The 26,220-nt window shown below is 44.6% G+C and carries 30 protein-coding genes; 24 read left to right on the top strand and 6 right to left on the bottom strand.

Annotated elements, in window-relative coordinates:
* Positions 1-47 precede the first annotated feature (47 nt).
* Entirely contained in the window at positions 48-371 is a 324-nt protein-coding gene (locus FNC98_RS16175; RefSeq protein WP_144035296.1) for a hypothetical protein, read from the bottom strand.
* A gap of 158 nt (positions 372-529) precedes the next feature.
* Here FNC98_RS16175 and FNC98_RS16170 point away from each other — a divergent pair, with 158 nt between their 5' ends.
* The 5 genes from FNC98_RS16170 to bfr (FNC98_RS16150) all read left to right on the top strand — a co-directional run bounded on the left by FNC98_RS16170 (position 530) and on the right by bfr (FNC98_RS16150) (position 3,839).
* Complete coding sequence (locus FNC98_RS16170; RefSeq protein WP_144035295.1) at positions 530-1,411, top strand: mechanosensitive ion channel family protein; 882 nt, start codon at positions 530-532, stop codon at positions 1,409-1,411.
* 100 nt (positions 1,412-1,511) lie between these two features.
* Positions 1,512-2,114 (top strand): DUF938 domain-containing protein, encoded by a 603-nt coding sequence (locus tag FNC98_RS16165; protein WP_144035294.1) that lies wholly within the window; start codon positions 1,512-1,514, stop codon positions 2,112-2,114.
* Between the two features lie 46 nt (positions 2,115-2,160).
* Positions 2,161-2,643: a hypothetical protein gene (locus FNC98_RS16160; RefSeq protein WP_144035293.1), complete on the top strand. Its 483-nt coding sequence runs from the start codon at positions 2,161-2,163 to the stop codon at positions 2,641-2,643.
* A gap of 224 nt (positions 2,644-2,867) precedes the next feature.
* Complete coding sequence (gene bfr / locus FNC98_RS16155) at positions 2,868-3,356, top strand: bacterioferritin (protein WP_144035292.1); 489 nt, start codon at positions 2,868-2,870, stop codon at positions 3,354-3,356.
* 9 nt (positions 3,357-3,365) lie between these two features.
* On the top strand, positions 3,366-3,839 hold the full coding sequence (gene bfr / locus FNC98_RS16150) for a bacterioferritin (RefSeq protein ID WP_144035291.1): 474 nt from the start codon (positions 3,366-3,368) through the stop codon (positions 3,837-3,839).
* Positions 3,840-4,125: 286 nt separating this feature from the next.
* Here bfr (FNC98_RS16150) and FNC98_RS16145 read toward each other — a convergent pair whose 3' ends face one another.
* Positions 4,126-4,320, bottom strand: coding sequence for a (2Fe-2S)-binding protein (locus FNC98_RS16145; RefSeq protein ID WP_144035290.1), 195 nt, complete (start codon positions 4,318-4,320; stop codon positions 4,126-4,128).
* A gap of 230 nt (positions 4,321-4,550) precedes the next feature.
* Here FNC98_RS16145 and FNC98_RS16140 point away from each other — a divergent pair, with 230 nt between their 5' ends.
* The 4 genes from FNC98_RS16140 to FNC98_RS16125 all read left to right on the top strand — a co-directional run bounded on the left by FNC98_RS16140 (position 4,551) and on the right by FNC98_RS16125 (position 8,497).
* Positions 4,551-5,264, top strand: coding sequence for a DUF445 family protein (locus tag FNC98_RS16140; protein WP_144035289.1), 714 nt, complete (start codon positions 4,551-4,553; stop codon positions 5,262-5,264).
* A gap of 158 nt (positions 5,265-5,422) precedes the next feature.
* Positions 5,423-6,610 carry an amino acid aminotransferase gene (locus FNC98_RS16135; RefSeq protein ID WP_144035288.1) on the top strand — a complete coding sequence of 396 codons (1,188 nt, stop codon included), beginning with the start codon at positions 5,423-5,425 and terminating at the stop codon, positions 6,608-6,610.
* A 198-nt stretch (positions 6,611-6,808) separates the two neighbouring features.
* A complete protein-coding gene (locus FNC98_RS16130; protein WP_144035287.1) occupies positions 6,809-7,750 on the top strand; it encodes an aminotransferase class IV in 942 nt (313 codons plus the stop codon).
* A gap of 24 nt (positions 7,751-7,774) precedes the next feature.
* Positions 7,775-8,497 (top strand): hypothetical protein, encoded by a 723-nt coding sequence (locus FNC98_RS16125; RefSeq protein ID WP_144035286.1) that lies wholly within the window; start codon positions 7,775-7,777, stop codon positions 8,495-8,497.
* A 71-nt stretch (positions 8,498-8,568) separates the two neighbouring features.
* Here FNC98_RS16125 and FNC98_RS16120 read toward each other — a convergent pair whose 3' ends face one another.
* Positions 8,569-8,865: a GIY-YIG nuclease family protein gene (locus tag FNC98_RS16120; RefSeq protein WP_144035285.1), complete on the bottom strand. Its 297-nt coding sequence runs from the start codon at positions 8,863-8,865 to the stop codon at positions 8,569-8,571.
* A 228-nt stretch (positions 8,866-9,093) separates the two neighbouring features.
* On the opposite strand from FNC98_RS16120, the gene gmk reads away from it, so the two are divergent.
* The 9 genes from gmk (at position 9,094) to ubiB (ending at position 19,038) form a co-directional block, all read left to right on the top strand.
* Positions 9,094-9,720: a guanylate kinase gene (gene gmk / locus FNC98_RS16115; RefSeq protein ID WP_144035284.1), complete on the top strand. Its 627-nt coding sequence runs from the start codon at positions 9,094-9,096 to the stop codon at positions 9,718-9,720.
* A 376-nt stretch (positions 9,721-10,096) separates the two neighbouring features.
* Positions 10,097-10,372: a DNA-directed RNA polymerase subunit omega gene (gene rpoZ, locus FNC98_RS16110; RefSeq protein ID WP_138319568.1), complete on the top strand. Its 276-nt coding sequence runs from the start codon at positions 10,097-10,099 to the stop codon at positions 10,370-10,372.
* A gap of 113 nt (positions 10,373-10,485) precedes the next feature.
* The gene (spoT, locus tag FNC98_RS16105; protein WP_144035283.1) at positions 10,486-12,603 is read left to right on the top strand and encodes a bifunctional GTP diphosphokinase/guanosine-3',5'-bis pyrophosphate 3'-pyrophosphohydrolase; all 2,118 of its coding nucleotides are present in this window, start codon (positions 10,486-10,488) and stop codon (positions 12,601-12,603) included.
* 22 nt (positions 12,604-12,625) lie between these two features.
* Positions 12,626-13,018, top strand: a complete 393-nt coding sequence (locus FNC98_RS16100) for a RidA family protein (RefSeq protein ID WP_144035614.1) — start codon at positions 12,626-12,628, stop codon at positions 13,016-13,018.
* Between the two features lie 14 nt (positions 13,019-13,032).
* Positions 13,033-13,743, top strand: a complete 711-nt coding sequence (gene trmH, locus FNC98_RS16095; protein WP_144035282.1) for a tRNA (guanosine(18)-2'-O)-methyltransferase TrmH — start codon at positions 13,033-13,035, stop codon at positions 13,741-13,743.
* Positions 13,744-13,812: 69 nt separating this feature from the next.
* Positions 13,813-15,930 carry an ATP-dependent DNA helicase RecG gene (gene recG, locus FNC98_RS16090; protein WP_144035281.1) on the top strand — a complete coding sequence of 706 codons (2,118 nt, stop codon included), beginning with the start codon at positions 13,813-13,815 and terminating at the stop codon, positions 15,928-15,930.
* A gap of 91 nt (positions 15,931-16,021) precedes the next feature.
* Positions 16,022-16,777 carry a bifunctional demethylmenaquinone methyltransferase/2-methoxy-6-polyprenyl-1,4-benzoquinol methylase UbiE gene (gene ubiE / locus FNC98_RS16085; protein ID WP_144035280.1) on the top strand — a complete coding sequence of 252 codons (756 nt, stop codon included), beginning with the start codon at positions 16,022-16,024 and terminating at the stop codon, positions 16,775-16,777.
* A 1-nt stretch (position 16,778) separates the two neighbouring features.
* Positions 16,779-17,408: an SCP2 domain-containing protein gene (locus FNC98_RS16080; protein ID WP_144035279.1), complete on the top strand. Its 630-nt coding sequence runs from the start codon at positions 16,779-16,781 to the stop codon at positions 17,406-17,408.
* A gap of 1 nt (position 17,409) precedes the next feature.
* Positions 17,410-19,038 (top strand): ubiquinone biosynthesis regulatory protein kinase UbiB, encoded by a 1,629-nt coding sequence (ubiB, locus tag FNC98_RS16075; protein ID WP_144035278.1) that lies wholly within the window; start codon positions 17,410-17,412, stop codon positions 19,036-19,038.
* A gap of 11 nt (positions 19,039-19,049) precedes the next feature.
* Here the strand turns inward: ubiB and FNC98_RS16070 are convergent, their stop codons facing one another.
* Positions 19,050-19,973: a hypothetical protein gene (locus tag FNC98_RS16070; RefSeq protein WP_144035277.1), complete on the bottom strand. Its 924-nt coding sequence runs from the start codon at positions 19,971-19,973 to the stop codon at positions 19,050-19,052.
* A gap of 355 nt (positions 19,974-20,328) precedes the next feature.
* Between FNC98_RS16070 and tatA the strand changes: the two genes are divergently transcribed.
* From tatA to hemB, 6 genes are read left to right on the top strand one after another with little or no spacing between them, the layout of a single operon-like run.
* Positions 20,329-20,562, top strand: coding sequence for a Sec-independent protein translocase subunit TatA (tatA, locus tag FNC98_RS16065; RefSeq protein ID WP_144035276.1), 234 nt, complete (start codon positions 20,329-20,331; stop codon positions 20,560-20,562).
* A 13-nt stretch (positions 20,563-20,575) separates the two neighbouring features.
* Entirely contained in the window at positions 20,576-20,908 is a 333-nt protein-coding gene (tatB, locus tag FNC98_RS16060; protein ID WP_144035275.1) for a Sec-independent protein translocase protein TatB, read from the top strand.
* Positions 20,898-21,650: a twin-arginine translocase subunit TatC gene (tatC, locus tag FNC98_RS16055; RefSeq protein ID WP_144035274.1), complete on the top strand. Its 753-nt coding sequence runs from the start codon at positions 20,898-20,900 to the stop codon at positions 21,648-21,650. Before tatB ends, tatC begins: the two co-directional genes overlap by 11 nt.
* Positions 21,647-22,213: a hypothetical protein gene (locus FNC98_RS16050; RefSeq protein ID WP_144035273.1), complete on the top strand. Its 567-nt coding sequence runs from the start codon at positions 21,647-21,649 to the stop codon at positions 22,211-22,213. The genes tatC and FNC98_RS16050 overlap by 4 nt, the downstream gene beginning before the upstream one ends.
* A 1-nt stretch (position 22,214) precedes the next feature.
* Entirely contained in the window at positions 22,215-23,018 is an 804-nt protein-coding gene (locus FNC98_RS16045) for a TatD family hydrolase (protein WP_221932898.1), read from the top strand.
* Entirely contained in the window at positions 23,015-24,028 is a 1,014-nt protein-coding gene (hemB, locus tag FNC98_RS16040; protein ID WP_144035272.1) for a porphobilinogen synthase, read from the top strand. Before FNC98_RS16045 ends, hemB begins: the two co-directional genes overlap by 4 nt.
* 308 nt (positions 24,029-24,336) lie before the next feature.
* Here hemB and FNC98_RS16035 read toward each other — a convergent pair whose 3' ends face one another.
* Both FNC98_RS16035 and FNC98_RS16030 read right to left on the bottom strand, forming a co-directional pair.
* On the bottom strand, positions 24,337-24,906 hold the full coding sequence (locus tag FNC98_RS16035; protein WP_144035271.1) for a hypothetical protein: 570 nt from the start codon (positions 24,904-24,906) through the stop codon (positions 24,337-24,339).
* Between the two features lie 10 nt (positions 24,907-24,916).
* Positions 24,917-26,125, bottom strand: a complete 1,209-nt coding sequence (locus FNC98_RS16030; RefSeq protein WP_144035270.1) for a trypsin-like peptidase domain-containing protein — start codon at positions 26,123-26,125, stop codon at positions 24,917-24,919.
* Positions 26,126-26,220 lie beyond the last annotated feature (95 nt).

Here is a 26,220-nt window from a genome sequence, read left to right as displayed (position 1 = left end):
ACGAAATAAAAGCAAATTTACTATGAATATCGGGAGTTAGTTGCTGGTTAATTGAGTTTGCGAAGCGCCTCATTGAGTTCGTAATTTCGGTCGCACACTATGGTCTCCAGATGTTCGATACGTTGTTTTAACGCCGAAATCTCCTGATTTAATTCTTGCTCCTTGGCTGACGCGGCGGTTTGAGTGTTTGCTTGCGTTGGTGATGTGGCATTGGCTTTACTTTTGGTCTGCTCGAAACCAAATCCATCCATGGAGTTAAGAGATGCACTAATGTGCGCCAGTACCGGGTGTTTATCGGCATTTGCCTGCCAGTAACTGCATAGGCCAATGAACATAAACAGGCCAGTAAATAGCAAAATAAACTCAATCATAGTCTTTCCTCGTGTTGGTTCATTATCCCAATAGTATGTGGTTTTGAGAATTCATTACAAATTTTTCTTGAGACGTTATCTGAGCCGATAATGCACAAAAGAATCCTTGCAGTATTGAACTATTCTATAGTTAACTGGATGAAACTCTGGAGAAAATTATGCAAAAACAAGATGGAGCAAATGTTGCCGAGAAGGCAGCGGAAAAAGTAGATGTATCAAAGTTGACTGGGTTCATCGACAAATACTCTGAGATGCTTATCGATTTTGCCATTAGCTTTGTGATTGCGCTGATCGTCCTGCGCATCACCCTGTGGGTGGCAAATGCGATTGTGCGTTTTCTGGGGCGTGCCATGGAACGTCGCAATGTCGAAGTTACCCTGAAAAAATTCTTGTTGGATATTATCTCGGCAATATTGAAGCTTATCTGCGTCATTATTTTCGCGTCGATGATTGGTATCGAAACCACATCCTTAATCGCACTGCTCGGTGCAGCCGGTTTAGCAGTAGGTCTGGCATTGCAGGGCAGTCTGGCAAATTTTGCCGGTGGCATCCTGATCCTCTTTTACCGACCCTTTCGAGCGGGCGATTACATTGAAGCGCAGGGGCAAAGCGGCACGGTTGAGGAAATTCAGATTTTTAATACCGTGCTGAAAACCCCAGACAATAAACGTATATTTATTCCCAATGGCCTGTTATCCAATGGCAGTCTGGTGAATTATTCCGCGAAAGATACTCGCCGGGTCGACTTCGTAGTTGGCATTAGCTATGACGACTCGATAGCCAAGGCGAAACAGGTTATCAATGATGTTCTTGATAAAGATCAGCGCTTACTTTCGGATCCTGCCCGAACCGTGGTTGTCGGCCGGCATGGAGCAAGTAGTGTCGATATTTTTGTCCGTGTCTGGGTTAAAAGTGAAGATTACTGGGACGTGCATTTTGAATTCCTGGAAAATATCAAACTGGCATTTGACGATAACGACTTGTCTATTCCATACCCGCAACAGGATGTTCATATTCATCAGGTTGCCAGTTCGGATTAAATTCAGCACAGAGTAGTAATCGGTTAATCGCTCTCCTTAATTAGGTGGACAGGTAAGCTTTAGGTTAGACTGAGCGAAATTTGATATCTCGAAGTAAGTTATGGAAAATTTTTCGCCCTCCTGTGAACGCAACAAACAGGTAATTTGGCAGCAACTTGATGCGCTTTTAAAGCAGCAGGCAACAATTTTTGAAATTGGTAGCCTGTCCGGACAACACGCTTTGCACTTTACCCGCCAGCGGGATGACATTGTCTGGCATTGCAGTGATATTGAAGAGAATCTGCAACCGTTAATCCATAACATCAGCACCTATGGAATAAACAATGTTGCTCTTCCCAAGGTGTTGGATTTAACCAATACCGATAGTTGGCAGCACGGTGAGTTTGATTATCTGTTTAGTGCTAATACCTTACATATTGTTTCTAAGCCTCTGGTTGAAAACTTTTTCAAGGCCGCAGAGGTGTTAGTGAAGCAAGACGGTCAGCTGCTAATTTACGGGCCGTTTAAATATCAGGGCAACTACACCAGTGACAGTAACGCCGAGTTTCAACAATGGTTACTTGAGCGTGATCCAAAAAGTGGTATTCGTGATTTTGAATGGATTGAAGGTCTCGCTCACTCCGCCGGATTTGCTCTGAGTCAGGACATTGCTATGCCGGCTAACAACCAATTATTGGTGTTTCGTCGCGATTCATGTAAGTGATATCCTGTAACATTAGCGAGTTATTTTTTATAGAGGTTCTAACTTAATGCCCATTTCTCGAATCATCCTATCTCTGGTTTTTATCTCGGCGCCATTTTTGGTCGCCGCCGAAGAGGTGAATCCCAAAAGCCAGGAAGAGCTGGTGAAAAACTTTGCTGAAATTCACCAAAACCTGATGGCGAAAGTTGCCGTAGCCGATATGTATTACGGTTGTCATCTTGCTAAGCATGGCGATGATAAAGGCCTTGATGATATTGAAACCCTGATATTGAAAACCGATAAGGATACTCTCGGCCAAAAGTTAATTAACTGTCTGGGCGATGATAAGATTGGTTCAGAAAAGGCGCTGAATTTCGGGATTACCGGCTGTTTCACCGATCAAACCAAGCATATGGATGTAAAAGTGCAAAGCGAAAAAATGGCTCAGGTTGCAAAAGCCATTGATGCCCTTGGCAAAGAAGAAAAACAAAAAAGCTTTACCCAGTGCGTCAACAACCAGGCGCTGATTTACCTGCAATCTCAGGAATAAATAAGTTATTGAGTTCGCAAAATTAAATTTAAAAAGCCCAACTGAAACGTTGGGCTTTTTAGTAGTGTATGTAAGTGTTCACTACCGATATGTGCACTGAAAAAACTAATGTGAATGTGAATTGTTATCATTACTATCTATATGATTTTATTGTAAAAATACCGGTAATTCATGGCAGATAAACTATCCTTAGATAAGGTGTATCAAAGTGATAGAGGGATGTGATGAAAGGCAGCAAAAAGGTGATTGACGGCATGAATGCCCTGTTGGCAAACGAATTGGCGGCAATCGATCAGTATTTTATTCATTCGCGCATGTATGACGATTGGGGATTGAATCGTTTGTACCACCGTTTAGACCATGAACGTGAGGAAGAAACCGAGCATGCCGATTTTTTAATTAAACGTATTCTGTTTCTCGAAGGCACGCCAAATATGGTCAAGCGCCGTGACTTACTTATCGGCAATGACGTTAAAGAAATGATGGAAAATGATCTGGTACTGGAAATGGAAGTGGTGCAGTCGCTCAAAGACGTTATTGGTATTTGCGAGGAAGAACAGGATTATCAATCCCGGGAAATTCTTGAGAAGCTCCTGTATGACACCGAAGAAGATCATGTCTATTGGCTGGAAAAACAGTTGGGATTGATCGACAAGATAGGCATGAAAAACTACATTCAATCGCAAATAGGCGATCAGGATAATGAGCAGTAGGAGACCTAGATGAAGTCATCGAAAGAGTTAATTCAACAGCTCAACAATGTCCTGGCTAACGAGCTCATTGCCATTAACCAATATTTTCTGCATGCTCGCATGCATAAAAACTGGGGATTCAAACGATTAAACAAAGCTGACTATGATCGCTCGATCCGAGTGATGAAAAACGCAGACGATATCATTGAACGTATACTGTTTCTCGAGGGCTTGCCTAACCTGCAGCATCTTGGCCGGTTGCGAATTGGCGAGCACTGTGAAGAGATGATTGCCGCGAACCTGCGTTTTGAGATGGACTCACTGGCCACCCTGAAAGCCACCATTCAGTTTTGTGAACAGCACCAGGACTACGTCAGTCGCGATATGCTCGAAGAGATTCTTGAATATCAGGAAGAGCAGATTGATTGGCTGGAAGCTCAGCAGTATCTCATTGACAAAGCGGGCCTGAAAAATTATCTGCAACAAATGATGGGTGATGATTAGACAGCAGTTAATTGAGATCCAGTTTCACGCAAGCTATTTAATCAATAACATGTGAACCCAACCCGTCCGTCATTTCCTGCTACGACAGGAAATCTCAGTTTGTCGGTGAAAGAATTAGTTCTCCTCTTTAGTCCAGATGACCTGAAATAGAGGTATCAAGGCTCGGGTATCGTATTTGCAAGAGCGAGATCCCGGTCGACACTGGGATGATACCAATCACATTAAATATTTGCTGCGTGACCAGTAATTAATACGGATTGGTATTACATGAGGAGATATATCCCGCTTAGGCGACAGCTTGCGCTTCTTCTGCCAGATCATACAGGCTTTCATCCAACACCATTTTCGCAACTTGTGAGCATTTACCGCAGGTAGAAGCAACAGCAAGTTGAGTTTTCAGGCATTTCATTGAGCTCGCACCTTCGAGGGTGGACTCTTTTATTTGTTGTTCGGTAATACCGTGGCAAATACAAACGTACATTGGATAATCGGGAAATCAGTTAATCTGAGGGTAAGGTTAATCTAAATGATAATGATTATCAACTCTGTTTGTGTTGTAAAATTGTTAATTTTTTATACAAATCCAGCCTGTTTTATCCTTATTTACTCTTAATCAGATGTTCTACAATGATATCAATATCTTTATTGAACCTTGAGACGTTATGGAACTCATTGATAAAATGTTGGTTTTTGTACGTCTTTGGAGTAGTTGTGAACAAAAGTTATATCACCAACACCATCGCCCTGGGCCTGGCATTGGCCGGATATTTTTTATCGCAGGATATTCTGTTCTCGGTTGGCGTTTTCGCCCTGTCTGGTGCCATTACCAATGTTCTGGCCGTGCATATGCTGTTTGAAAAAGTACCACTGCTGTATGGTTCCGGTGTTATTCCGTTGCAATTTGATGCCTTTAAACGGGCGATTGCCAACATGATGATGACCCAATTCTTCACCGATCAGAATATCGATAAATTCTTATCGCAAAAATCCGGTGAGCCCGTGCATTTTGATTTTTCTAATGTCATTCACCAAGTCGACTTAGAACCCGCGTTTGATTCTTTGGTACAAACCATTGAAGAGTCATCTTTTGGTGGCATGCTGGCAATGTTTGGTGGCAATGAAGCGCTGCAGCCATTAAAGCAGCCCTTTATCGACAAGATGAAAGCATCCTTGGTTAACATCAGTGAGCAGGACGCATTTAATGAACTGGTTCGTGAACAGCTTGAGCAGCCGAACGTCATGGAAGGCATGCGCCAGAAGGTTGAGGCCATTATTGAACAGCGCCTTGATGAACTCACGCCAGAAATGGTCAAAGACATCATTCAGCAAATGATCCGCAAACATCTGGGTTGGTTAGTTGTCTGGGGTGGTGTGTTTGGCGGTGTTATCGGCCTGATTGTCGCCTTAATTGCCAACTTCGCTTGATAAAATCTCGGTCAAAAATTAAACGGGGGAAAAAATTGGCAAAATTTAACCAATTTCCCCATTTTTAACCTTAATTTTCAATGGCAACTGATGTATGCTTGCCGCGTAACCCATCTTACTTTTTTCACTCAACTACTAAAGAGAAGGTAGCATTAACCATGTTTGGTAATTTATCAGCGTTGCCAGCCGATCCTATTCTTGGGCTATTGGCAAAATATCGTCTTGACGAAAATCCTAATAAAATCGACCTTGGCGTCGGTGTGTACAAGAATGAGCATGGTGATACCACCATTCTGGATTGTGTAAAGACCGCTGAGAAATATCGTTATGATAACGAGCAAACCAAGGTTTATATCGGCCCTGCCGGTAGTGCACTTTTTAATGAGAAGATGACTGACCTGATTTTCGCTGATCATCAAGTGATTGCGCAAAATCGTGTTCGTACCGTATCTACTCCAGGTGGTACTGGTGCATTGCGTGTAGCGGCGGAATTTATTCGTTCCTGTAAGCCAGGCGCGACAATTTGGGTGAGCGATCCTACCTGGGCGAACCACACAGGTTTATTCCAGGCATCTGGTCTTACGGTTAAAACCTACCCGTATTACGACTACGAAAACAAGTCGTTGAAGTTTGAAGAAATGAAAGCGGCTCTTGCTCAAGTAAGCGCCGATGATGTTGTACTTCTGCATGCTTGTTGTCACAACCCAAGTGGTATGGACTTAAACCAACAGCAGTGGCAGGAAATTGTTGAGCTAACCAAAGAAGTAGGTTTTACCCCACTTATCGATATGGCTTATCAAGGTTTTGGCGATGGCCTGGACGAAGATGCTTACGGCGTTCGCTTAATGGCTGACAATGTTGAAGAAATGATCCTTTGTAGCTCTTGTTCGAAGAACTTTGGTTTATACCGTGAGCGTATTGGTGCCTGCAGTATTATCGGTAAAGACGCAGCGACAACTGACATTGCTCAGTCTGTATTGCTATCGGTCGTTCGTTGTATCTACTCTATGCCACCAGCACATGGTGCGGCTTTGGTTGAAACCATTTTATCTTCAACTGAGTTAACACAGCAGTGGCACGGTGAATTGGCAGAAATGCGTAATCGCATTAACGAAAACCGCCAGTTATTGGTGGACAACTTGAAAGCTCAGGGTGTTGACCGTGATTTCTCATTCATCACTCGTCAAAAAGGCATGTTCTCGTTCTTAGGTATTACTCCAGAGCAGGTTCAGCGTCTTCAGGATGAGTTCAGCATCTACATGGTTGGCTCTTCGCGTATGAGCATTGCCGGTATTTCCCGTAACAACGTTGAATATCTGGCACAATCTATCGCTAAGGTTTTATAACCAAAGAGCGACTTTCTATCAGCCGGCTCCATAGCCGGCTGAATTCTATACCAACTCCATCAAGTGTTTCCCCACTCAGTGAGAATGTCATGGCGTTGGTATCAACAACGAACAAAAATTCTCCAAAATAACTATTGCCTGCTCAACATTAACTCGCTAATTTAGTTACTAAATAAAAATAATAAACAGAGTTGTGTCATGAGTACTGGTAGTCATCATTCCAATGATGATGCTCGCAACGAGCATATTCAAATCAATATCAACGGCGAACTTTTCCTCCGCCACGAAGCTAAAATTTCTGTGTTTGATTCCGGATTTATCTTAGGCGATGGCGTATGGGAAGGACTGCGTTTGCATCATGGTAAATTGCCGTTTATCGACCAGCATTTAAAACGCCTGTATGAAGGTGCCAAAGCACTGGACTTGGATATTGGCCTGACACCTGAAGAACTTAAAACAAGGGTAATGGATACCTGCCGTGCCAACGGTATGGAAGATGATGTGCATATTCGCCTGATGGTTAGCCGTGGGGTGAAATCAACCCCTTATCAGGATCCAAGGGTTACCATTACGCCGGCAACTATCGTTATTATTCCAGAATACAAGATTCCTTCTCCGGATACCGCCAATCGCGGCTTAAATCTTTATACGGTTTATGTGCGCCGTGGTTATCCGGATGTTCAGGACCCAAAACTCAACAGTCATTCAAAACTTAACTGTATCTTTGGTTGTATTCAGGCCACCAAAGCCGGTGCCGATGAAGCTTTGATGTTAGATCCGCACGGTTTTGTTTCTACCTGCAATTCAACCCATTTCTTTATTGTTCGCGACGGTGAAGTTTGGACATCAACCGGTGATTATTGTCTTGCCGGTATTACCCGTTCCAACATCATCAAGCTATGTAAGCTCGCCCATATTCCTGTGTATGAGAAAAACTTCTCGTTAGCAGAAGTTTATGGCGCCGATGAGGCTTTCGTTACAGGTACTTTTGCCGGTGTGACACCAGTTAAAACCGTGGATGGCCGTGATATTGGTGATTACCCAACGCGAGAGAGTAAAGGCCCTATGGTGCATCGACTGCAGCAGCTATATACACAAATGATCGCCAACGAATGTCACTCCAGCCTGTTTGAAGCCTGACGTTTATTAGTAATGAGGTAAACCATGACAACACGATTTGCTATGTGGTCGGGGCCACGCAATATCTCAACGGCGATGATGCGAAGTTGGGAAAATCGCAGTGATACTCAGGTTGTTGATGAGCCTTTTTATGCCTATTACCTGCGTCAAAGCGGCAAGGTGCATCCGATGCAGGAGCAGATTCTTGCCAGTCAACCACAGCAGTGGCAACAAGTGGTTGATCAATTACTGGCTCCTAAAAGCTGTGATTTGTTTTATCAGAAAATGATGACACATCACATGCTAGAAGAAATCGATTTAAGCTTCTGCACTGAGCTCAAACATTGCTTTTTAATTCGCAATCCCGCCAATGTGGTTAATTCCTACGTGAAGAAAATCAGCCAGGTTAGGGATGAAGATATCGGTATTAAACGCCAATGGCAGTTATATCAGCAGATTGCTGATATCAGCGGTCAGGACATTCCGGTTATTGATAGTCAGGATGTCCTTAGAGACCCCGAGGGCATGTTAAGCGCTGTATGCGAACAATTTGATTTGGATTTTGATAAAGCCATGTTGTCATGGCCAGCCGGTAAAAGAGATTCAGACGGTGTCTGGGCCCCACACTGGTATCAGCGAGTAGAAGCCTCTACGGGTTTTGAACCCTATCGACCCGAGGCCATAGATCTTAGTGCAGCACTGCAAGCCGTTGCTGATGACAATATGGATGCGTATCAGCAGATGTATGCAAAGCGATTGCTACGCTAAATTTGATTATATAAGCCGTCATCCCGGCCTCTGAGCCGGGACCTCCTGATTGTTTACAGTGGTTTCGATATTTACCTGTTCTGAAAATAACTAAAGTAAAGATCAAGCCACTCAGGGTTAAATTTTTGAATGAGTTCTATCTTCCACTTTCTTCGCCATTTCTTAAGTTGCTTCTCTCGAGCTATTGCCGTCAGCATATCGTCAAACCATTCCACATAGACTAGTTTGGTTAAATTATAATTTTTACTGAAACCGTGTATTTGACGGTTTTTGTGTTGTGATATTCGACTAAGTAAGTTGCTTGTAACACCCACGTAGAATACCGTGTGATGTTGATTTGTGATGATGTAGATCACTGGTTGTTTCATTATTGAATTCCTTTTCAATGACAAACTTAAGAATAGCTAAAACGTTTCCGTATAAGTGTTATAGCTTGTGGTCAATATAATAGAATCTCAGCGCGCGAACGGAGGTCCCGTGTCGGAGCACGGGATGACGGAGTATTTTTTCGAGGTCTTCGGAGGAAGTTTCTTAGAGAAAACCCCAGTTTTGGTTTAGAATAGCCATTTTTGAAACTAGTCTAATTTGGAGTTCCAGTGTCGGTCCCCGGTAATTTGTTTATTTTGTCTGCCCCAAGTGGTGCGGGTAAATCCAGTCTTATTAAAGCTCTGCTGGCGCAGCAATCGGATCGTGCCATGCAAGTATCGGTTTCCCACACAACCCGCGATCCTCGTCCAGGCGAAAATAATGGTGAGCATTACCATTTTGTCAGCGTTGACGAATTCAAAGCGTTAATTGATGACAACGCTTTTTATGAGTGGGCGGAAGTGTTCGGCAACTACTACGGTACTTCAGAAGCGGCCATCGATGCGCAATTACAACAAGGTATCGATGTGTTCCTTGATATCGACTGGCAGGGCGCACAACAGGTTCGCCTGCGTCACCCGCAGGTAACCACCATCTTTATCTCGCCGCCAAGCAAAGAAGAGTTATTAAGTCGTTTGCAATCTCGTGGCCAGGACAGCGACGAAGTGATTGCTGAGCGTATGGCGCAGGCAAAATCAGAATGCTCGCACTTTGAAGAGTTTGACTACATTGTCGTTAATGATGATTTTGAGACGGCGCTTGCCGATTTAACCACGATTGTGAACAACCAGCGCCTGAAGCGCTCACAACAGGCAATTAAACATCAACAAATGTTTAACAAGCTGCTAGAAGATTAATGCCAATCCACATTAAATACTGATCACTCAGCAAATATTTGCCAGGGATATTTGATAACTCATTAATTGATTATTTTTAATAAGGAATAGGGGCATTTGAGTGGGGCGTCTATTCATATTTGCCCATACGGGAATGCCCGAGAGGCCATTCTACTGCGTACTCGCTATTTGAAATGGAATGGCCATTCCTAAATATCGACGCCTTGTAGAATTCCCTCGGCTGACAGTCTGACTTGAACACATATTTAAGGGGATTGGCATAGGAGTTAAACACGATAAGGATCGAAAAAGATCCTTTTCTTAGCTAGCATAAACTTTAAGCATTTAGTAAACTACACAATCTTGTATAAAAACCCTTTGCACTTGGAGTAAATAAATGGCTCGCGTTACTGTTGAAGATGCAGTTGATAAAGTTGGTAATCGTTTTGATTTGGTTTTGATCGCGTCTCGTCGTGCTCGTCAAATCGCAACTGGTGGTAAAGATGCCCTGGTTGAGATTGAAAATGATAAACCAACGGTACTGGCGCTTCGTGAAATCGAAGCAGAATTGATCAACACCGAAATTATGGACAATGCTGATCGCCAGGAACAAGTACAACAAGACTCTGCAGAGTTAGCAGCTGTTGCTGCCATCGTTGGCAACCAGATTTAGCGGATCCTCAGCCAGTGGTTAAGCCCTTAACCATTGGCTTTCTTATATTTTCCACGTATTCTTAGATCAGCCCCTTCTAATTTTCATCCAACTGTATTCCCTGGGAGATATGGGTGTACTTATTTGAACCATTAAAAAAACAAGCCGAGAGCTATTTGTCCGCTGAGCATGTTGAAATGCTTAAGCGTGCCTATGTCGTAGCCCATGAGGCTCACGATGGCCAAATGCGCTCAAGCGGAGATCCCTATATTACCCACCCTGTGGCGGTAGCTCGTAATCTTGCGGAAATGCATCTCGATCACGAAACCCTGATGGCTGCCCTGCTCCACGATGTAATCGAAGATACCGAAGTTACCAAAGATGAGTTGGCCGAGTTATTTGGTTCTACCGTTGCCGAATTGGTAGAAGGCGTTAGTAAGCTCGATAAATTAAGCTTTAGCTCAAAGCAGGAAGCGCAAGCGGAAAACTTCCGAAAAATGATCCTGGCGATGGTTCAGGACATTCGCGTTATCCTGATAAAGCTCGCTGATCGTACTCATAATATGCGCACTCTTGGCTCTTTACGTCCGGAAAAACGCCGTCGTATTGCCCGCGAAACCCTGGAAATCTACGCACCGATTGCTAACCGTCTTGGTATTCATGGCATTAAGAACGAACTGGAAGTACTGGGTTTCGAAGCCCTGTATCCGATGCGCTCACGTGCGCTGAAACAAGCGGTAAAACAAGCCCGTGGTAATCGTAAAGAGATTATCGCCAATATTCAGAGTGAAATTGAATCACGTCTGGAAGAATCTGGAATTGAAGCTCAGGTTATTGGCCGTGAAAAGCACTTGTATTCCATTTATCGCAAGATGCTTAATAAAGAGCTGATGTTCAATGAAGTCATGGACATCTATGCGTTTCGGATCATTGTCGATAACAAAATTGATACCTGCTATCGCGCCCTTGGCGCCGTTCATAACCTATTCAAACCGATTGAAACCCGCTTCAAGGATTACATCGCTATCCCGAAAAGTAATGGTTATCAATCATTACACACCTCGCTAATTGGGCCTCACGGTATTCCGGTCGAGATTCAAATTCGTACCACGGATATGGATCAGATGGCGGACCGTGGTGTTGCCGCCCACTGGCTATACAAACAAGATGGCGACGACGATAGTGGTACCACCGCTCAGGTTCGTGCCCGTAAGTGGATGCAAAGCCTGATGGAGCTTCAGCAAAGCGCTGGTAGCTCGTTCGAATTTATCGAAAACGTAAAAACCGATTTATTCCCGGAAGAAATCTATGTATTTACCCCGGAAGGTAAAATTATCGAATTACCGATGGGCGCAACTGCGGTTGATTTCGCCTATGCGGTGCACAGCGATGTGGGTAATAGCTGTGTTGGCGCTAAGGTCGAGCGCAAACCGTATCCGTTGAGACAGCCATTGTTGTCCGGACAAACCATTGAAATTATCACCGCCAGCGGTGCGCATCCGAATGCCACCTGGCTAAACTTTGTGGTTACCGCCAAAGCCCGTTTGCAAATTCGTCATTATCTGCGCTCGCAGGAGAAGAACCAATCACTGGCATTAGGTAAACGTTTGCTTACCCACGCCTTAGGACAAACCGATCTTGATGATATTCCCCAAGAGAAGATTGAACAGGTAGTTAACGATACCGGTTATCACTCGATGGAAGAATTACTGATCAATATTGGTTTAGGTAATGCATTGAGTATTGGTATTGCCCGTCGTCTAACTGGCGATTTCACCTCAGACAATGACGAACCGGTTTACGGTAAAGCTAAGATGCCTATCAAAGGTTCTGAAGGCATGCTGGTTACCTATGGTAAATGTTGTCACCCAATTCCTGGCGATGACATCGTTGCCTATATTTCTTCCGGTAAAGGTCTGATGGTGCATCAGCATGGCTGTCGTAATATCAGTGGTCGAGAAAAAGAATTAGGTAAATTCTTCCCGGTGAAATGGGATCCGGATGTCGATAATGAGTTTATCGCCCTATTGCGGGTTGAAATCATTAACCATCAGGGGGTTTTGGCAAAACTGACCTCGGTTATCTCTCAGTGTGAATCCAATATTCGCACCCTGAATACCGAAGAAAAAGACTCGAATCTGTATTTGATTTCGATTGAGCTTACCTGTCGTAATCGCGTACATATCGCCAATATTATTCGTAGAATCAAGATTATGCCGGATGTGCAAAAAGTCATCCGTCCAAGAAAATAACAAAGACAAGAACCTAGGAAACATCATGAAAACCATCATATCGACAGATGACGCACCAAGTGCAATCGGTACTTATTCACAAGCCGTGAAAGTAGGTAATACGGTATATTTATCCGGCCAAATTCCACTGGTTCCAGCAACCATGGAAGTCATTTCCGATGACTTTGCCGAGCAGACTGAACAGGTATTTAAAAACCTGAGTGCAGTGTGTGAAGCCGCTGGTGGTGAGATCAACGATATGGTGAAAGTGAACATTTTCTTAACCGATTTAAGTAACTTTGCCACGGTTAACGAAATCATGGCCCGTTATTTTAAACAACCTTATCCGGCACGCGCGGCTATTGGTGTCAATGAGCTGCCAAAAGGTGTAGCCATTGAAATCGATGGCATTATGAAAGTGCCAAGCGTAAATTAGTAAAGATTGAAAATATGACCCCGCAAAGACATCAGCGCATTCTTGACATGCTTAACAAACGTCAAGTGGATTTAACCGTTTGTATGGAAGGGGTTCATAAGCCTCATAACCTCGCCGCCGTGGTTCGTACCTGTGATGCCATTGGTATTCATGACGTTCACGCGGTCTGGAAAAATGAGCGTATGCGTGTTGGTGGTGGCAGTGCCGTTGGCTCCCAGAACTGGGTTAACGTGCATCATTATGACAGTACCAAAGATGCAATCATGGGTCTGAAGAATCAGGGCATGCAGGTATTGGTAACGAATCTTTCAGAAACCTCTGTAGATTATCGTGAAATCGACTATACCAAGCCGACTGCTATCATTCTCGGTCAGGAAAAATTTGGTGCCAGTGAAGAAGCATTAGCGTTAGCGGATCAGGATATCATCATTCCTATGGTTGGCATGGTGCAATCACTGAACGTTTCCGTTGCCTGTGCGGTTACCTTGTATGAAGCGCAGCGTCAGCGTCAGTTGGCAGGCATGTATGACACACCAAGTGAAATCTCCGAACAGGAACGCAACCGGGTGTTGTTTGAAGGTGGTCATCCAATATTTGCTAAAGCCTGCCAGCGTAAAGGTTTGCCGTATCCGCAAATCGATGAAGAAGGTCATATTGTTGCCAGCGATGACTGGTGGAAAAAAATGCAGATGAATCAGGAAGCCTGGGAAGATTTAGATTCCTGATTTAATGAATGACCACGTGTAGCGACTGAATTATTACAGAATGATTGAAGAGTTAATAAAGAGTTAGCAATGAGTAAGCGCCAGGGACAGGTACAGGTACAGGAAGGTCTGACAAAACTTGCTCAAACGCCGGTTACGGTATTAAAAGGTGTTGGTCCTGGTGTTGCTACCAAACTCGAAAAACTTGGTCTGTATACCCTTCAGGACGTTTTATTTCACCTTCCCCTTCGCTATGAAGACAGAACCCGGGTTTACGCCATTCGCGATCTTCTTCCCGGACTACATACCTCAATTGTCGGTGAAGTGGTTGATTGTCAAATCAGCTTTGGCCGCAAACGTATGCTGTTGTGCCGGGTTAATGATGGCACTGGGGAGATCACCTTACGATTCTTCCATTTCAGTGCAGCCCAGAAAAATAACTTAAGTGTTGGCACTAGCCTGCGTTGCTTTGGGGAAATTCATCGTGGCGCCCGGGGCTTTGAAATTATTCATCCAGAGTACAAAAAACTCGATCAGGATGAGCCCCATATTGCGGTTGAAGAAAACCTGACCCCGGTTTATCCAACCACAGATGGTTTGCGTCAGGTGAGTCTCAGAAACATCTGCGATCAGGCCTTAGAGCGCTTAAAGCGCGGCAGTGTCGAAGACCTTTTGCCTGCCGGCACTTTCAGTGAGTCCATATCTTTAGCACAAGCGATTCAAATTATTCATCGTCCACCTGCTGATGTGGCGATTACCGCTATTGAAGAAGGGCGACACCCGGCGCAGTTACGTCTGATCAAAGAAGAGTTACTTGCCCATAACCTGAGTATGCTGAAACTCAGACAGTCCAGTGACAAGCATGCAGCAATCCCTTTGCATATCGATACCAGCCTTGAAAAACAATTTCTCGATTCCCTGCCTTTCTCACCAACCAATGCGCAGCAGCGGGTAGTAAATGAATTAAGGGAAGATTTAGGCAAGAGTGTGCCGATGATGCGCTTGGTACAAGGTGATGTAGGCTCTGGAAAAACCCTTGTTGCCGCCCTAGCGGCGCTTACCGCCATTGGTCAGGGCTATCAGGTCGCGTTGATGGCACCTACGGAAATCCTTGCTGAACAACATGCGATAAACTTTGCGAACTGGTTTTCGCCGCTGGGTATTAATGTCGGTTGGCTTGCTTCCAAGAGTAAGGCGAAAGTCAAACAACATGCATTGCAGGCGATTGCCGATGGTAGCATGCAAATGGTGGTGGGTACCCATGCCCTGTTTCAGGAACAGGTACAGTTCGCGAAAATGTCACTGATCATTATCGATGAGCAGCACAGATTTGGTGTGCATCAGCGCCTTGAACTAAGAGAGAAAGGCAAAATTGATGATTGCTACCCACATCAGTTGATAATGACCGCAACCCCAATCCCAAGAACACTCGCCATGACCGCTTATGCGGATCTCGACACTTCCGTAATCGACGAATTACCGCCTGGTAGAACCCCGATTAAAACCGTCGCCATTGCCGATGTTCGCCGCGATGAAGTTATCGAGAGGGTACGTTTATCCTGCACCGAACAAAATCGTCAGGCCTATTGGGTATGTACTTTGATTGAAGAATCAGAGGTGCTGGAGTGTCAGGCCGCAGAAGATACGGCCGAATACCTGCAGCAACAGTTACCGGGTTTAAAAGTTGGCCTGGTCCATGGCCGCATGAAAGCGACCGAAAAGCAAGAGATTATGGACGCGTTTAAAGCTGGCGATATTCATCTTTTGGTCGCTACTACGGTTATTGAAGTTGGTGTTGATGTTCCTAACGCCAGTTTAATGATCATTGAAAACCCTGAGCGTCTGGGTCTTGCGCAATTGCATCAGCTACGTGGCCGGGTTGGCCGAGGCGGCGTCGCCTCTCATTGTGTATTGATGTATAAAAGCCCGTTATCGAAAACCGCGACCAAGCGATTATCGGTATTACGTGAGTCCAATGATGGCTTTTTAATTGCTCAGCGCGATCTGGAGATCCGTGGACCGGGGGAATTGCTTGGTACCCGCCAAACCGGTTTAGCCGAGCTAAAAATTGCCGATCTGGTTCGTGATGGTGACCTTATTCCCGATATCCTGCCTACCGCCAGTCAGTTATGGCAGCAAAACCCTGACGTTGCCCAGGCATTAATCCAACGCTGGCTTGGTAACAAAGAAAAATACTCGAACGCTTAACCATTCTTATTGGTTTTATCGGCTTACGGGTTTGCTCCTGCCGCAGCCTTTGCAGTAAACTACATATAATTACTTATTCGGAAATAGATTGATGACTATCGACAAAAATTCCACCACGGATTTTGGCTATAAACAGGTTAAAACCGAAGAGAAAGAACAGCTTGTTGCGGGTGTTTTTCATTCCGTTGCCCAGCAATACGACATCATGAATGATTTAATGTCGTTCGGTATTCACCGCCTGTGGAAGCGTTTCACTATCGATGCCAGTGGTGCTCGTCCGGGTAACAAAATTCTTGATCTTGCCGGTGGTACTGGTGATTTAACCGCTAAGTTTTCAAAAATCGTTGGCAAAGATGGGCAGGTGGTTCTCGCCGATATCAACAGCTCAATGTTAAACGTTGGCCGCGACAAGCTTCGTGACCTGGGCGTGGTTGGCAATGTCGATTACGTCCAGGCGAATGCCCAGGCCCTGCCTTTTGAAGATAATACGTTCGATGTGGTTACCATTGCATTTGGTCTTCGCAATGTTACGGACAAAGACGAAGCATTACGTTCGATTTATCGGGTATTAAAGCCAGGTGGCCGTTTGTTGGTGCTGGAATTTTCCAAACCTGAACACGAATTGTTGAATAAGGTCTATGATTTCTATTCATTCAATATCTTGCCGAAAATGGGCGATATCGTTGCTAAAGATGGCGACAGCTATGAATACCTGGCGGAGTCAATTCGTATGCACCCGGATCAGGAAACCTTAAAAGCGATGATGGAAAATGCCGGTTTCGATCAAACCAGTTATCACAACCTGACCGGTGGTATTGTCGCGCTGCACAAAGGATTTAAATTTTAATATGGTGTTCGCTGGCCTGATGCCGCAATTACTCTGTTCAACCTTAGAACAGGTTATTAATTCCACCTTGTCCCTCGATCCTAAGCAGGCTCAGGCATTACAACAAATGGAACAGCAGGCTTTAACCCTGCAGTTACAGGAATTACCCTTTGAGCTGGCATTTTTGGTGAGCCAGGGGCAAGTAACGGTGATGGCGGCGCGTATCGATCACAGCTGCTATCTGGCGACGGACCTTTCTACTTTGCCGAAATTAACCAAGCCGCAATTGCTGCCGGATTTGATTAAGCAGGGTGAAATAGAAATTGAAGGCGATATTCAGCAGGCGCAGCGATTTGCGCAGTTAGGGCAATCTCTGGATATCGACTGGCAACAGCAGTTAGCCAGGCATCTTGGCGATGTTCCAACCCATTATTTCACCCGTTTGATGCGCAGTGTTAAGCGCAAGGCCAGCTTCGCCAAGCAGCAGATTGAGCAGGATGCCAGTGAGTATTTGCTGTATGAGCAACCCGTGGTGGCCAATGCGGCTGTTGTTGCTGATTTTAATCACAAGGTGAATCAGCTTGCCAGTGATACCCAGGCACTTGAGCAACGTATAAAGACATTAACAACAATTTTCAACAGCAAGGATTAACGTGCGTAGCCAACGACTCTATCAAATCATTAAAACCTTTTTGCAGTATGGTTTAGATGAACTGTTACCTAAGGATAAGATCCCCTGGTACGGTAAGTTGTTGCGGATGAGTTTTTTCTGGTTGCGCAATCAGCACAAAGACAAATCCCTGGAACAGCGCTTTCGTCTGGCGATTGAATCCCTTGGTCCGGTCTATATCAAATTCGGACAGATGTTATCGACCCGTCGCGATTTATTATCCCCAGCGTTTGCCAATGAACTGGCGAGATTACAGGATGATGTTGTCGCCTTTGATGGCGCTTTGGCAAAGCAACGTATCATTGAAGCCATTGGCGAAGAGAAATTCTCCGAAGTGTTTCTGGATTTTGATCAACAACCTCTGGCTTCTGCATCCATTGCTCAGGTTCATGCCGCGAAAATGCAACGTCCTGAAGACAATGAACCGATGGAAGTGGTGATTAAGGTCATTCGACCGGGTATCGAGCCGGTGATTTTAGCGGACATTGAAGTAATGCAGGGCTTTGCCAAACTGGTGAGCCAGTATTATCACGAAGGCAAACGCCTGCGTCCGGTAGAAGTGGTTAATGAGTACCGTAAAACCATTATCGATGAATTGGATTTACTGCGTGAAGCGGCAAATTCGATTCAGCTTAAGCGTAACTTCAGTGCAGACAAAGTGCTGTATGTGCCGGAAGTTTATAGTGACTATTGCACCAAAGAAGTCATGGTCCTGGAGCGTATTTACGGCATTGGTGTTGGTGAAGTTGAAAAGTTAAAAGCGGCTAATGTTAACATGAAGTTGTTGGCTGAACGTGGCGTTGAAGTATTTTTCACTCAGGTATTTCGTGACAGCTTTTTCCATGCGGATATGCATCCGGGTAATGTTTTTGTTGATGTTACTAATCCGGATGATCCTACCTGGATAGCCATTGATTGTGGCATCGTCGGCACCTTGAACAAAGAAGATAAGCGTTATTTAGCCGAAAACTTCGTCGCCTTTTTCAATCGTGATTATCATCAGGTCGCACAACTTCACGTTGATTCCGGTTGGGTACCCGCAGATACCAATGTCGAAGAGTTTGAATTTGCGATTCGCACGGTTTGTGAACCAATCTTTGAAAAGCCGCTGGCGGAAATCTCTTTCGGCCAGGTATTAATCAACCTGTTTAATACGGCTCGCCGCTTCGACATGGAAGTACAGCCGCAGTTGGTATTGTTGCAAAAGACATTATTGTATATCGAAGGCTTAGGTCGCCAACTTTATCCGGAACTCGATTTATGGAAAACCGCAAAGCCTTACCTTGAGTCTTGGGTAAGAGAACAAATGGGGCCGAAAGCCCTGTTTAACCAGGTGAAAGAAAACCTGCCATTTTGGGGCGAGAAATTGCCAGAAATTCCAGATTTAGTTTATGACTATCTGAAAACCAGTCAGCAAAGTAAGATTAACCAGCTGACCCTGGTAAAACAGATGCATCAGCAACATCAGCAAAGCAAACGACTGCAACTTACGGTGGTTTCGGTGGGATTATTAATCGCATCAAGTGTGGTGGCAACTCAGGAATTCTTTCAATTAGCGGCTTTTGGTGGCGTCATTGCTGTGATCCTGATGCTGCGATCTTTGCGAGATTAGTATCTTTAAAGCTACTTGCCTTGCTTAGTAAAGTAGCCTTCTACCCGCAAAGCAAGACCCGGCGTGGTGTCATAATTGCGTACCTCTTCCCACAATAAAAACGGTTCTATTTCGAAAAAAAGCCAATCGCGAATCGCGTTTACCCGATAACGATAACCCAATCGATATTCTTCAATAATAAAACCACGCTCACCATTACGCTCCCCTTCGACAGTTAAGCTGGCTACGGTGGCACTGCGATGATCCAGTTGTTTGAAGTAGTATGCACCGTGGCGCCAGCGCGCACCTTTATATGACTCGGAACCACTAATTGAATAATTGATTTGCAGTTGTCTATCGAATTCTGGTGTGTAGGCGTATTGCAGATACAGGCGAGAGCCGAAACCATCGCCAAGGAAATAGTGAATCGAGGGTTCCATCTTAAAGGCATGGACTTTGGTATAGTCAGTTTGCAGCTTCAACCGTGCCCGGGTAAATAAGTCGCCACCGGAAATACCAATTCGGGTATCGACAAAACTGCTGTCGCTTTCCTTGTTGATGACTCTTAATGCCGCAGTAAATCTGTCATCTTCCAGATCCCGGGTAATAGGGATCTCGTTTTTGTAGTCTTCAATGCCCGTAGTTTGGCCATCATCTTCAGAAAAGATCAGATCCACTTTGTTTTCAAAGTGCGGCAGTCGTAATCGCACGCGAAAACGCTGGGTAAACTCTCCCCAGTCGGCAGCTCTCGGTTCCCAACCCAAACGAATGCGGGCCAGGGATTGGGGATTAGTCTGTTCTTCGTTATCATTAGCGAAAAAACTATCGAACCACAAAGCTGTATTGAAAAAGGTATCGCTCACCGCGCCATGAAACCCTCCTAGCCAATCCTCGTCTTCGCTGGTACTTTCGCGCTCTTTTTGTTGTTCAATGGCGGTGATTTCAATGATTTCCATTTCAATATCTGATGGCTCGTTTTGAGCATAAACAGCATCAGATAAAAGCATCAGCGGGATCAGAAGGCACCAACACCTTTTATTATTTTTGTTCACTATGACCGTTGTTATATGAGAATAGAATGTGTCCTTTTTGCACCACTGAGTATCATTTAAAGTTCCTTCGGATGATCAAACTTCAATGGCTATAGGTATAACTATAGCAACAATCGCTAATTTTTGAGGGGCTGTTCGAGGTTGTAGCAATCCCAATCTGCTGTCGCCAATTCGCGACTTATAAGAATTGGGATTAAAGGTATAATTAAACAATTAATGAACTTATAATAAGAACAATTTTTATAAAAGGAAACTGATTATGGCTGGAATAAGTCTTTGGCAATTGTTAATTGTCCTGGTAATCGTAATTTTATTATTTGGCACTAAGCGTTTACGTAACCTTGGTGGTGATTTAGGCTCTGCTTTTAAAGGCTTTAAAAAAGCCGTAAGTGAAGACGAAACCAACAAAGACGAGCCGGAAAAAGAGCAGATTGCGCAGAAGTCGAAAGCGGAATCTACGGAAGAAAAGGTCAAGGAAAAAGATCAGGCTTAAGGCTGAATTTTTTATGTTTGATATTGGTTTTTGGGAACTCATGGTGATAGCGGTAATGGGCCTGGTGATACTGGGACCCGATCGTTTACCTACAGCTATCCGCACAGTTCGCAACTGGATGCGTAATATTCAACGATTCAGTCAAACGGTTCAGACTGAAATCAAAGAAGAACTGCGTATCCATGAACTTCACAATAATCTTAAAGAAGCGGAAAAGCAGGGCTTTGAAAATCTCACCGCGGATGTCAAAGATTCCGTTGATAGCCTGAAAAAAGCCGCAGAAGAAGCAACCCGCCCTTACGAAGATTCGTTAAAAGACGAGAGTAAAAACAAAAATGACGGATGAACAAAGCCAAGGCTCATCCTTATTTGACCACCTGTTGGAATTGCGCAATCGCCTGTTGGCAATGGTCGGTTCTATCCTGGTCATCTTCGCCAGCCTGGCGTATTTTGCCAAAGATATATACCGAGCACTGGCGCAACCGTTAGTTGCGGTTATGCCGGAAGGCACGAATATGATTGCAACCCATGTTGCATCTCCCTTTATCGCACCCTTTAAACTTACCTTAGTGGTATCCATTTTCCTGGCGATGCCATACATGTTGTATCAACTATGGAAGTTTATTGCCCCGGGTCTGTATCAGAATGAAAAGCGATTAGTGGCGCCACTTTTATTCGGAAGTAGTTTTCTGTTCTACGCTGGTATTGCATTTGCGTACTTTATTGTCTTTCCGCTGGCCTTTGCATTTTTTAATTCGGTAACCCCAGACGGCGTTGTTATTGCCACGGATATCAGCAGCTACTTGGATTTCGTATTAAAAATCTTCTTTGCCTTTGGCCTTGCCTTTGAAATCCCCATCGCCATAATCCTGATGTGCTGGACCGGGTTCACTACACCTGCAAAGTTGCGCGAAAAACGCCCTTATGTCATTGTGTCTGTCTTTATTATTGGCATGTTGTTAACGCCGCCAGATGTAATTTCTCAAACACTGCTCGCGATCCCTATGTGGTTATTGTTTGAGTTGGGTATTATTTTGTCGTCGTTTTACCGTAAACGCGAGTCCGACGAGGAAGGGTTAGAAGAATGAAAAACTGGATAATGTTAATGTCTTTAGCCGTGTTGCCAGCTTCTGCTTTGGCAGCGGATGAGATCGATCCATTGTTATGGGGCTGTAGCGAAATCAAAGATAACGACAAACGTCTGGCTTGTTTTGACGCTTACGTACGCCAAAAAACACAGCAGCAATCAAAGTCGGTAAAACAACCGGGACCTTTGGTGCTGAACTCTAATGGCGATCAAGCGCAACAGACCAATGCGGTCGTTCCGAAAAAGCCTGTAGAACCGCAACAACCGGAGGTTACCGCAGCGCCTAATCCGGAAGTTCAGCAGCAATTTGGTCTTGAACATAAAAAGACCGAAGAAGAAAAGCAGGTTTCTGAAATTCTCTCTTCTATCACTAAGGCGTCGAAACAGGCCCATAACAAATGGGTATTCACGCTGGCCAATGGTCAGAAATGGCGCACCGTAGAGGCAACGTCTACTAGTTATAAATCCGGACAGGATGTTGTGATAAGCCGCGGTATGTTCAATTCATTTTCGTTGAAGAAAACCGACTCTAATCGCACGGTAAAAGTGAAACGCGTCAAATAACATGAACCATACTCTGGTCGATATTGGTGTTAACCTTACCAGTAATCGATTTGATAAAGACCGACAAGCGGTTATCGATAGAGCGCGGACAGCTAATGTTCGGGAAATGTTGATAACCGGTACCAATGTTCGAGAGAGTCAGCAGGCTCTGCAATTAGCGCAACAAGACCCGTATCTATACAGCACAGCAGGTGTCCATCCTCATGATGCCGATGGTGTGAGTGATGATTACCTGCAGCAATTACAGCTGTTATGCCAACAACAAAAAGTTAAAGCGGTTGGCGAGTGTGGCCTGGATTTTAATCGTAATTTTTCGACACCTGAGAACCAGCAAAGGGTATTTCAGGAACAGCTTGAGCTGGCGGTGGCGGTGCAAAAGCCGGTGTTTTTGCATCAACGTGATGCGTTTCCAACCTGGAAAGGCATTATCGATGAGCAGTTAAGCCAGTTATCGGGCGGCGTGTCCCATTGCTTCACCGGTAATCTTGAAGAGTTAAAGCAGGTGTTGGATATGGGCCTTTATGTTGGTGTCACTGGCTGGGTTTGTGATCCTAAGCGCGGCCAGGAACTGTACGATATTGTTCGCTATATTCCCCGGGATCGTTTATTAGTTGAAACCGATGCGCCTTATCTGACACCGAAAAATATCCGTCCTCGGCCGAAAAGCAGCCGTAATGAACCAGCATATTTACCTTTTGTTGTGCAAACATTATCAGCAGCCATGGGTATTGATGAACAAGAATTAATGACTTGCACCACTGCAAATGCGAAACGATTATTTCAGTGGGATCAGGAGAATTTATGAGTATTGAAAATTTTGGACAGTTTCCGGCTCGTCGCATGCGCCGGATGCGCAAAGATGACTTTTCACGTCGTTTAATGGCTGAGAATCAACTAACGGTAAACGATCTGATTTATCCGGTATTTGTCCTTGAAGGCGAAAATCAGCGTGAAGCCATTCCGTCAATGCCAGGCATTGAACGTAAGAGCATTGATTTATTGCTGGAAGAAGCTCAGGAGTTAGTCGACCTGGGTATTCCTGCCATCGCCATCTTTCCGGTGACACCGGCGGATAAAACATCTTTACTAGCTGAAGAAGCCTATAACCCTGAGGGGTTGGCACAGCGCACCGTTCGTGCGTTAAAAGCAAAGTTTCCTGAGCTTGGGGTGATAACCGACGTTGCCTTAGACCCATTCACCACTCATGGCCAGGATGGCATTATCGATGATGATGCCTATGTATTAAATGATGTGACTACTGAAATCCTGGTTAAACAAGCCTTGTCTCATGCTGATGCTGGTGCTGATGTTGTCGCTCCTTCAGATATGATGGATGGTCGCGTCGGTGCTATTCGTGAAGCATTAGAGCAGGCAGGACACAGTAATACTCGTATTCTCGCGTATTCGGCTAAATATGCCTCCAATTATTACGGACCTTTCCGTGATGCGGTCGGTTCTGCTGGCAATATTAAAGGTGGCAATAAATACTCTTATCAAATGGATCCCGCTAATTCTGATGAAGCCTTGCAGGAAATCGCACAGGATCTGGCAGAAGGTGCGGATATGGTGATGGTAAAACCCGGAATGCCATATTTAGACATTGTCCGTCGCGTCAAAGATGAGTTTAAAGTGCCAACCTATGCCTATCAGGTAAGCGGCGAATATGCGATGCATATGGCGGCGATTCAAAACGGCTGGCTTGCTGAACAACCTTGTATTATGGAAGGCCTGTTAGCGTTCAAACGTGCTGGTGCAGACGGCATTTTGACTTACTTTGCCAAGCAAGTGGGTTATTGGTTGCAGGAAGGTAAGTAGGCAGAATTTACTCTGTGCAATTCTGCCGGGTGTCAGGCGCAGTTGTGAAGTGCTGCGTCTGGTGTCTATGGGAAAATTGAAATTTCCCATGGTGGAAGGTGGGAGGTGGAAGTAAAGATCTCCCCCCGCGTTAGCTGTCACCGAAAATTGCTCCTCGATAACTGCTCCTGCGTTATCCTAACTACATACTTCCCTGTATTAGTGCATTTTCGGCATACCGACCATCCATGGTCATAACCCAAAATGCGCCGAGATAGCATTTATCCACCGACGTCAGTCTGTCTCCTGAGGCGCCTTGGCATTACAACTTAGCTCTCTTCTCCAAAGTAATACTGATATTCATCAATCATCTCTTTGAGCTTCTCATCACGGCGAACATCACGTAAAAACATCGGAACCGTGGACTTCACCCAGGCCTTAACTTCCGTACTAAGTTCCTGATCCGGACCTGCCCATAAAAAGCCAGCATCGGTAAAGTTCTTGCTGTAGGTAAATTCGCTGATGGTCGTTTGTTGTAAACGAATACGATAGTGGATTGTCAGATCATTGTTCGTCACAACCGGCACCAGGCCGAGCGTTGTCGCCGATAATAAACCTGTGGTGAATTGTGAAACCTGACCACCTTCGGTCGAACTATTCTGAATAAAGCTGGCAAACAAAAACGGACTGCCATGTAAGTCTTTTTCCAGGTTTTCCAACAACGGATCCTTAATCAATAAATCAAAGTTAATGTCATCATCGACGCCACTGATGTATTTCATTGCAGGAAAAGCTTCGGTAACCACGATACTTTTGCTTTCAAAGTCTTGTGTAGAATCAGCGTAAACATTTGCACTTAATGCCAGGGCTGAAGTCAACGCGAGAACTAATTTTTTCATCATCATTTCCTTATTGATAACAGGCAACCTGCGCTGTTGATGCTAATGTTTCTTCATTTACCGCAGCTACCATTTGCTCGGTTGGCTTAGTTTCATAACTGATGTTATGACGGTCTAAAAAGCGAGTGACATATTGACCATTAAGCGCAAAGTTAATGTTCTGCGGTACAATGCCTTCTTTGATAAGTTCTGCAACATTTAAGGTACTGGTAACAACACCAATGGTTTCACCCGTTTCAGACACGATGGCACCGCCGCTCGAACCTGGCTGAATTGGTGCGCTGAATTGAAACAGACCAAGGGAGCCCTTCAGAGCTTTATGGGATGTAACATTACCTAAGGTTAGGTTTGGAGAGCTGGCTAATAAACCTTTTAGTGGATAGCTTACAGAAACCACTTTTTCGCCGAGCTTGATACCGCCCTCGCCACGAATTGCCAGGAAGTCTTCGGATACGATATCGGTAGATAGGTGTGCTAAATCGAGTAATTGACTGGTGTTTAATACTTTGGCATCGTATACCTGATCGGCAAACTTAATCTTGGTCACCAGACAGTCACGAATCACATGCTCTGCCGTCAACAAATCGCCAGTACCATTAATGAGGAAAGCTGTACCGCTGCTACGTGGTTTTTCTTCGTCAATTAGCAAGTCGGTATCGACCTGATTCATCGCTAAAGTAGCTGGGAACAATTCAGCGGTTGGCTTATGTTTGTTTAGAATACGAGCAACCAATTGTTGCATCGCCTTGTAACTGGAGTTAAAAAATGCCGCATCGGTTTGTTGATAATTTAAGCCGGCTTTGTTTGCAACTTTGCCCTGACTCAATATTTGCCCTTGGGCGTCAAATAGCTTGTATTCAAACTTGGCCAATACATTGCCATACTCAAAATCCCATTCCGGTTTAACATCCAGTAACCAACCAATGGTTTTCTCATTGTTAATATCGAGGAAAGACACATCAGTGAAATATGGGGAGAATGCGGCTACCACGCCTTCTTTTAACGCTTTTCCTGGCTTATGCAAGCCATTGGCATAGAACTCGCTATCGAGCTCTGATTTGGCGATATAAATGCTCAAAACTGTATCGTTGGGGATAGTCACAGACTTGGCGATTTTAAACTTGTTTCTGGTGGGATCGGTGCTGACTCGGGAGGTATTGGCACAGCCAAAAACCAGTACTGCACAGCACACAGACAATATCAGATTCTGAACCTTCATAACTCTTCCTGTGTTGTTATTTTTCGGTGCCTGGATGTTTCTTTATGAATTGGCAACTGTTACTTTCTAAATATGCCAGTCCATTTTGTATAAAT

Source organism: Thalassotalea sp. PS06, assembly GCF_007197775.1.
Taxonomy (GTDB): domain Bacteria; phylum Pseudomonadota; class Gammaproteobacteria; order Enterobacterales; family Alteromonadaceae; genus Thalassotalea_A.
The sequence above is the reverse complement of the archived record's forward strand: the minus strand, read 5'-3'. Positions and strand labels throughout refer to the sequence as shown.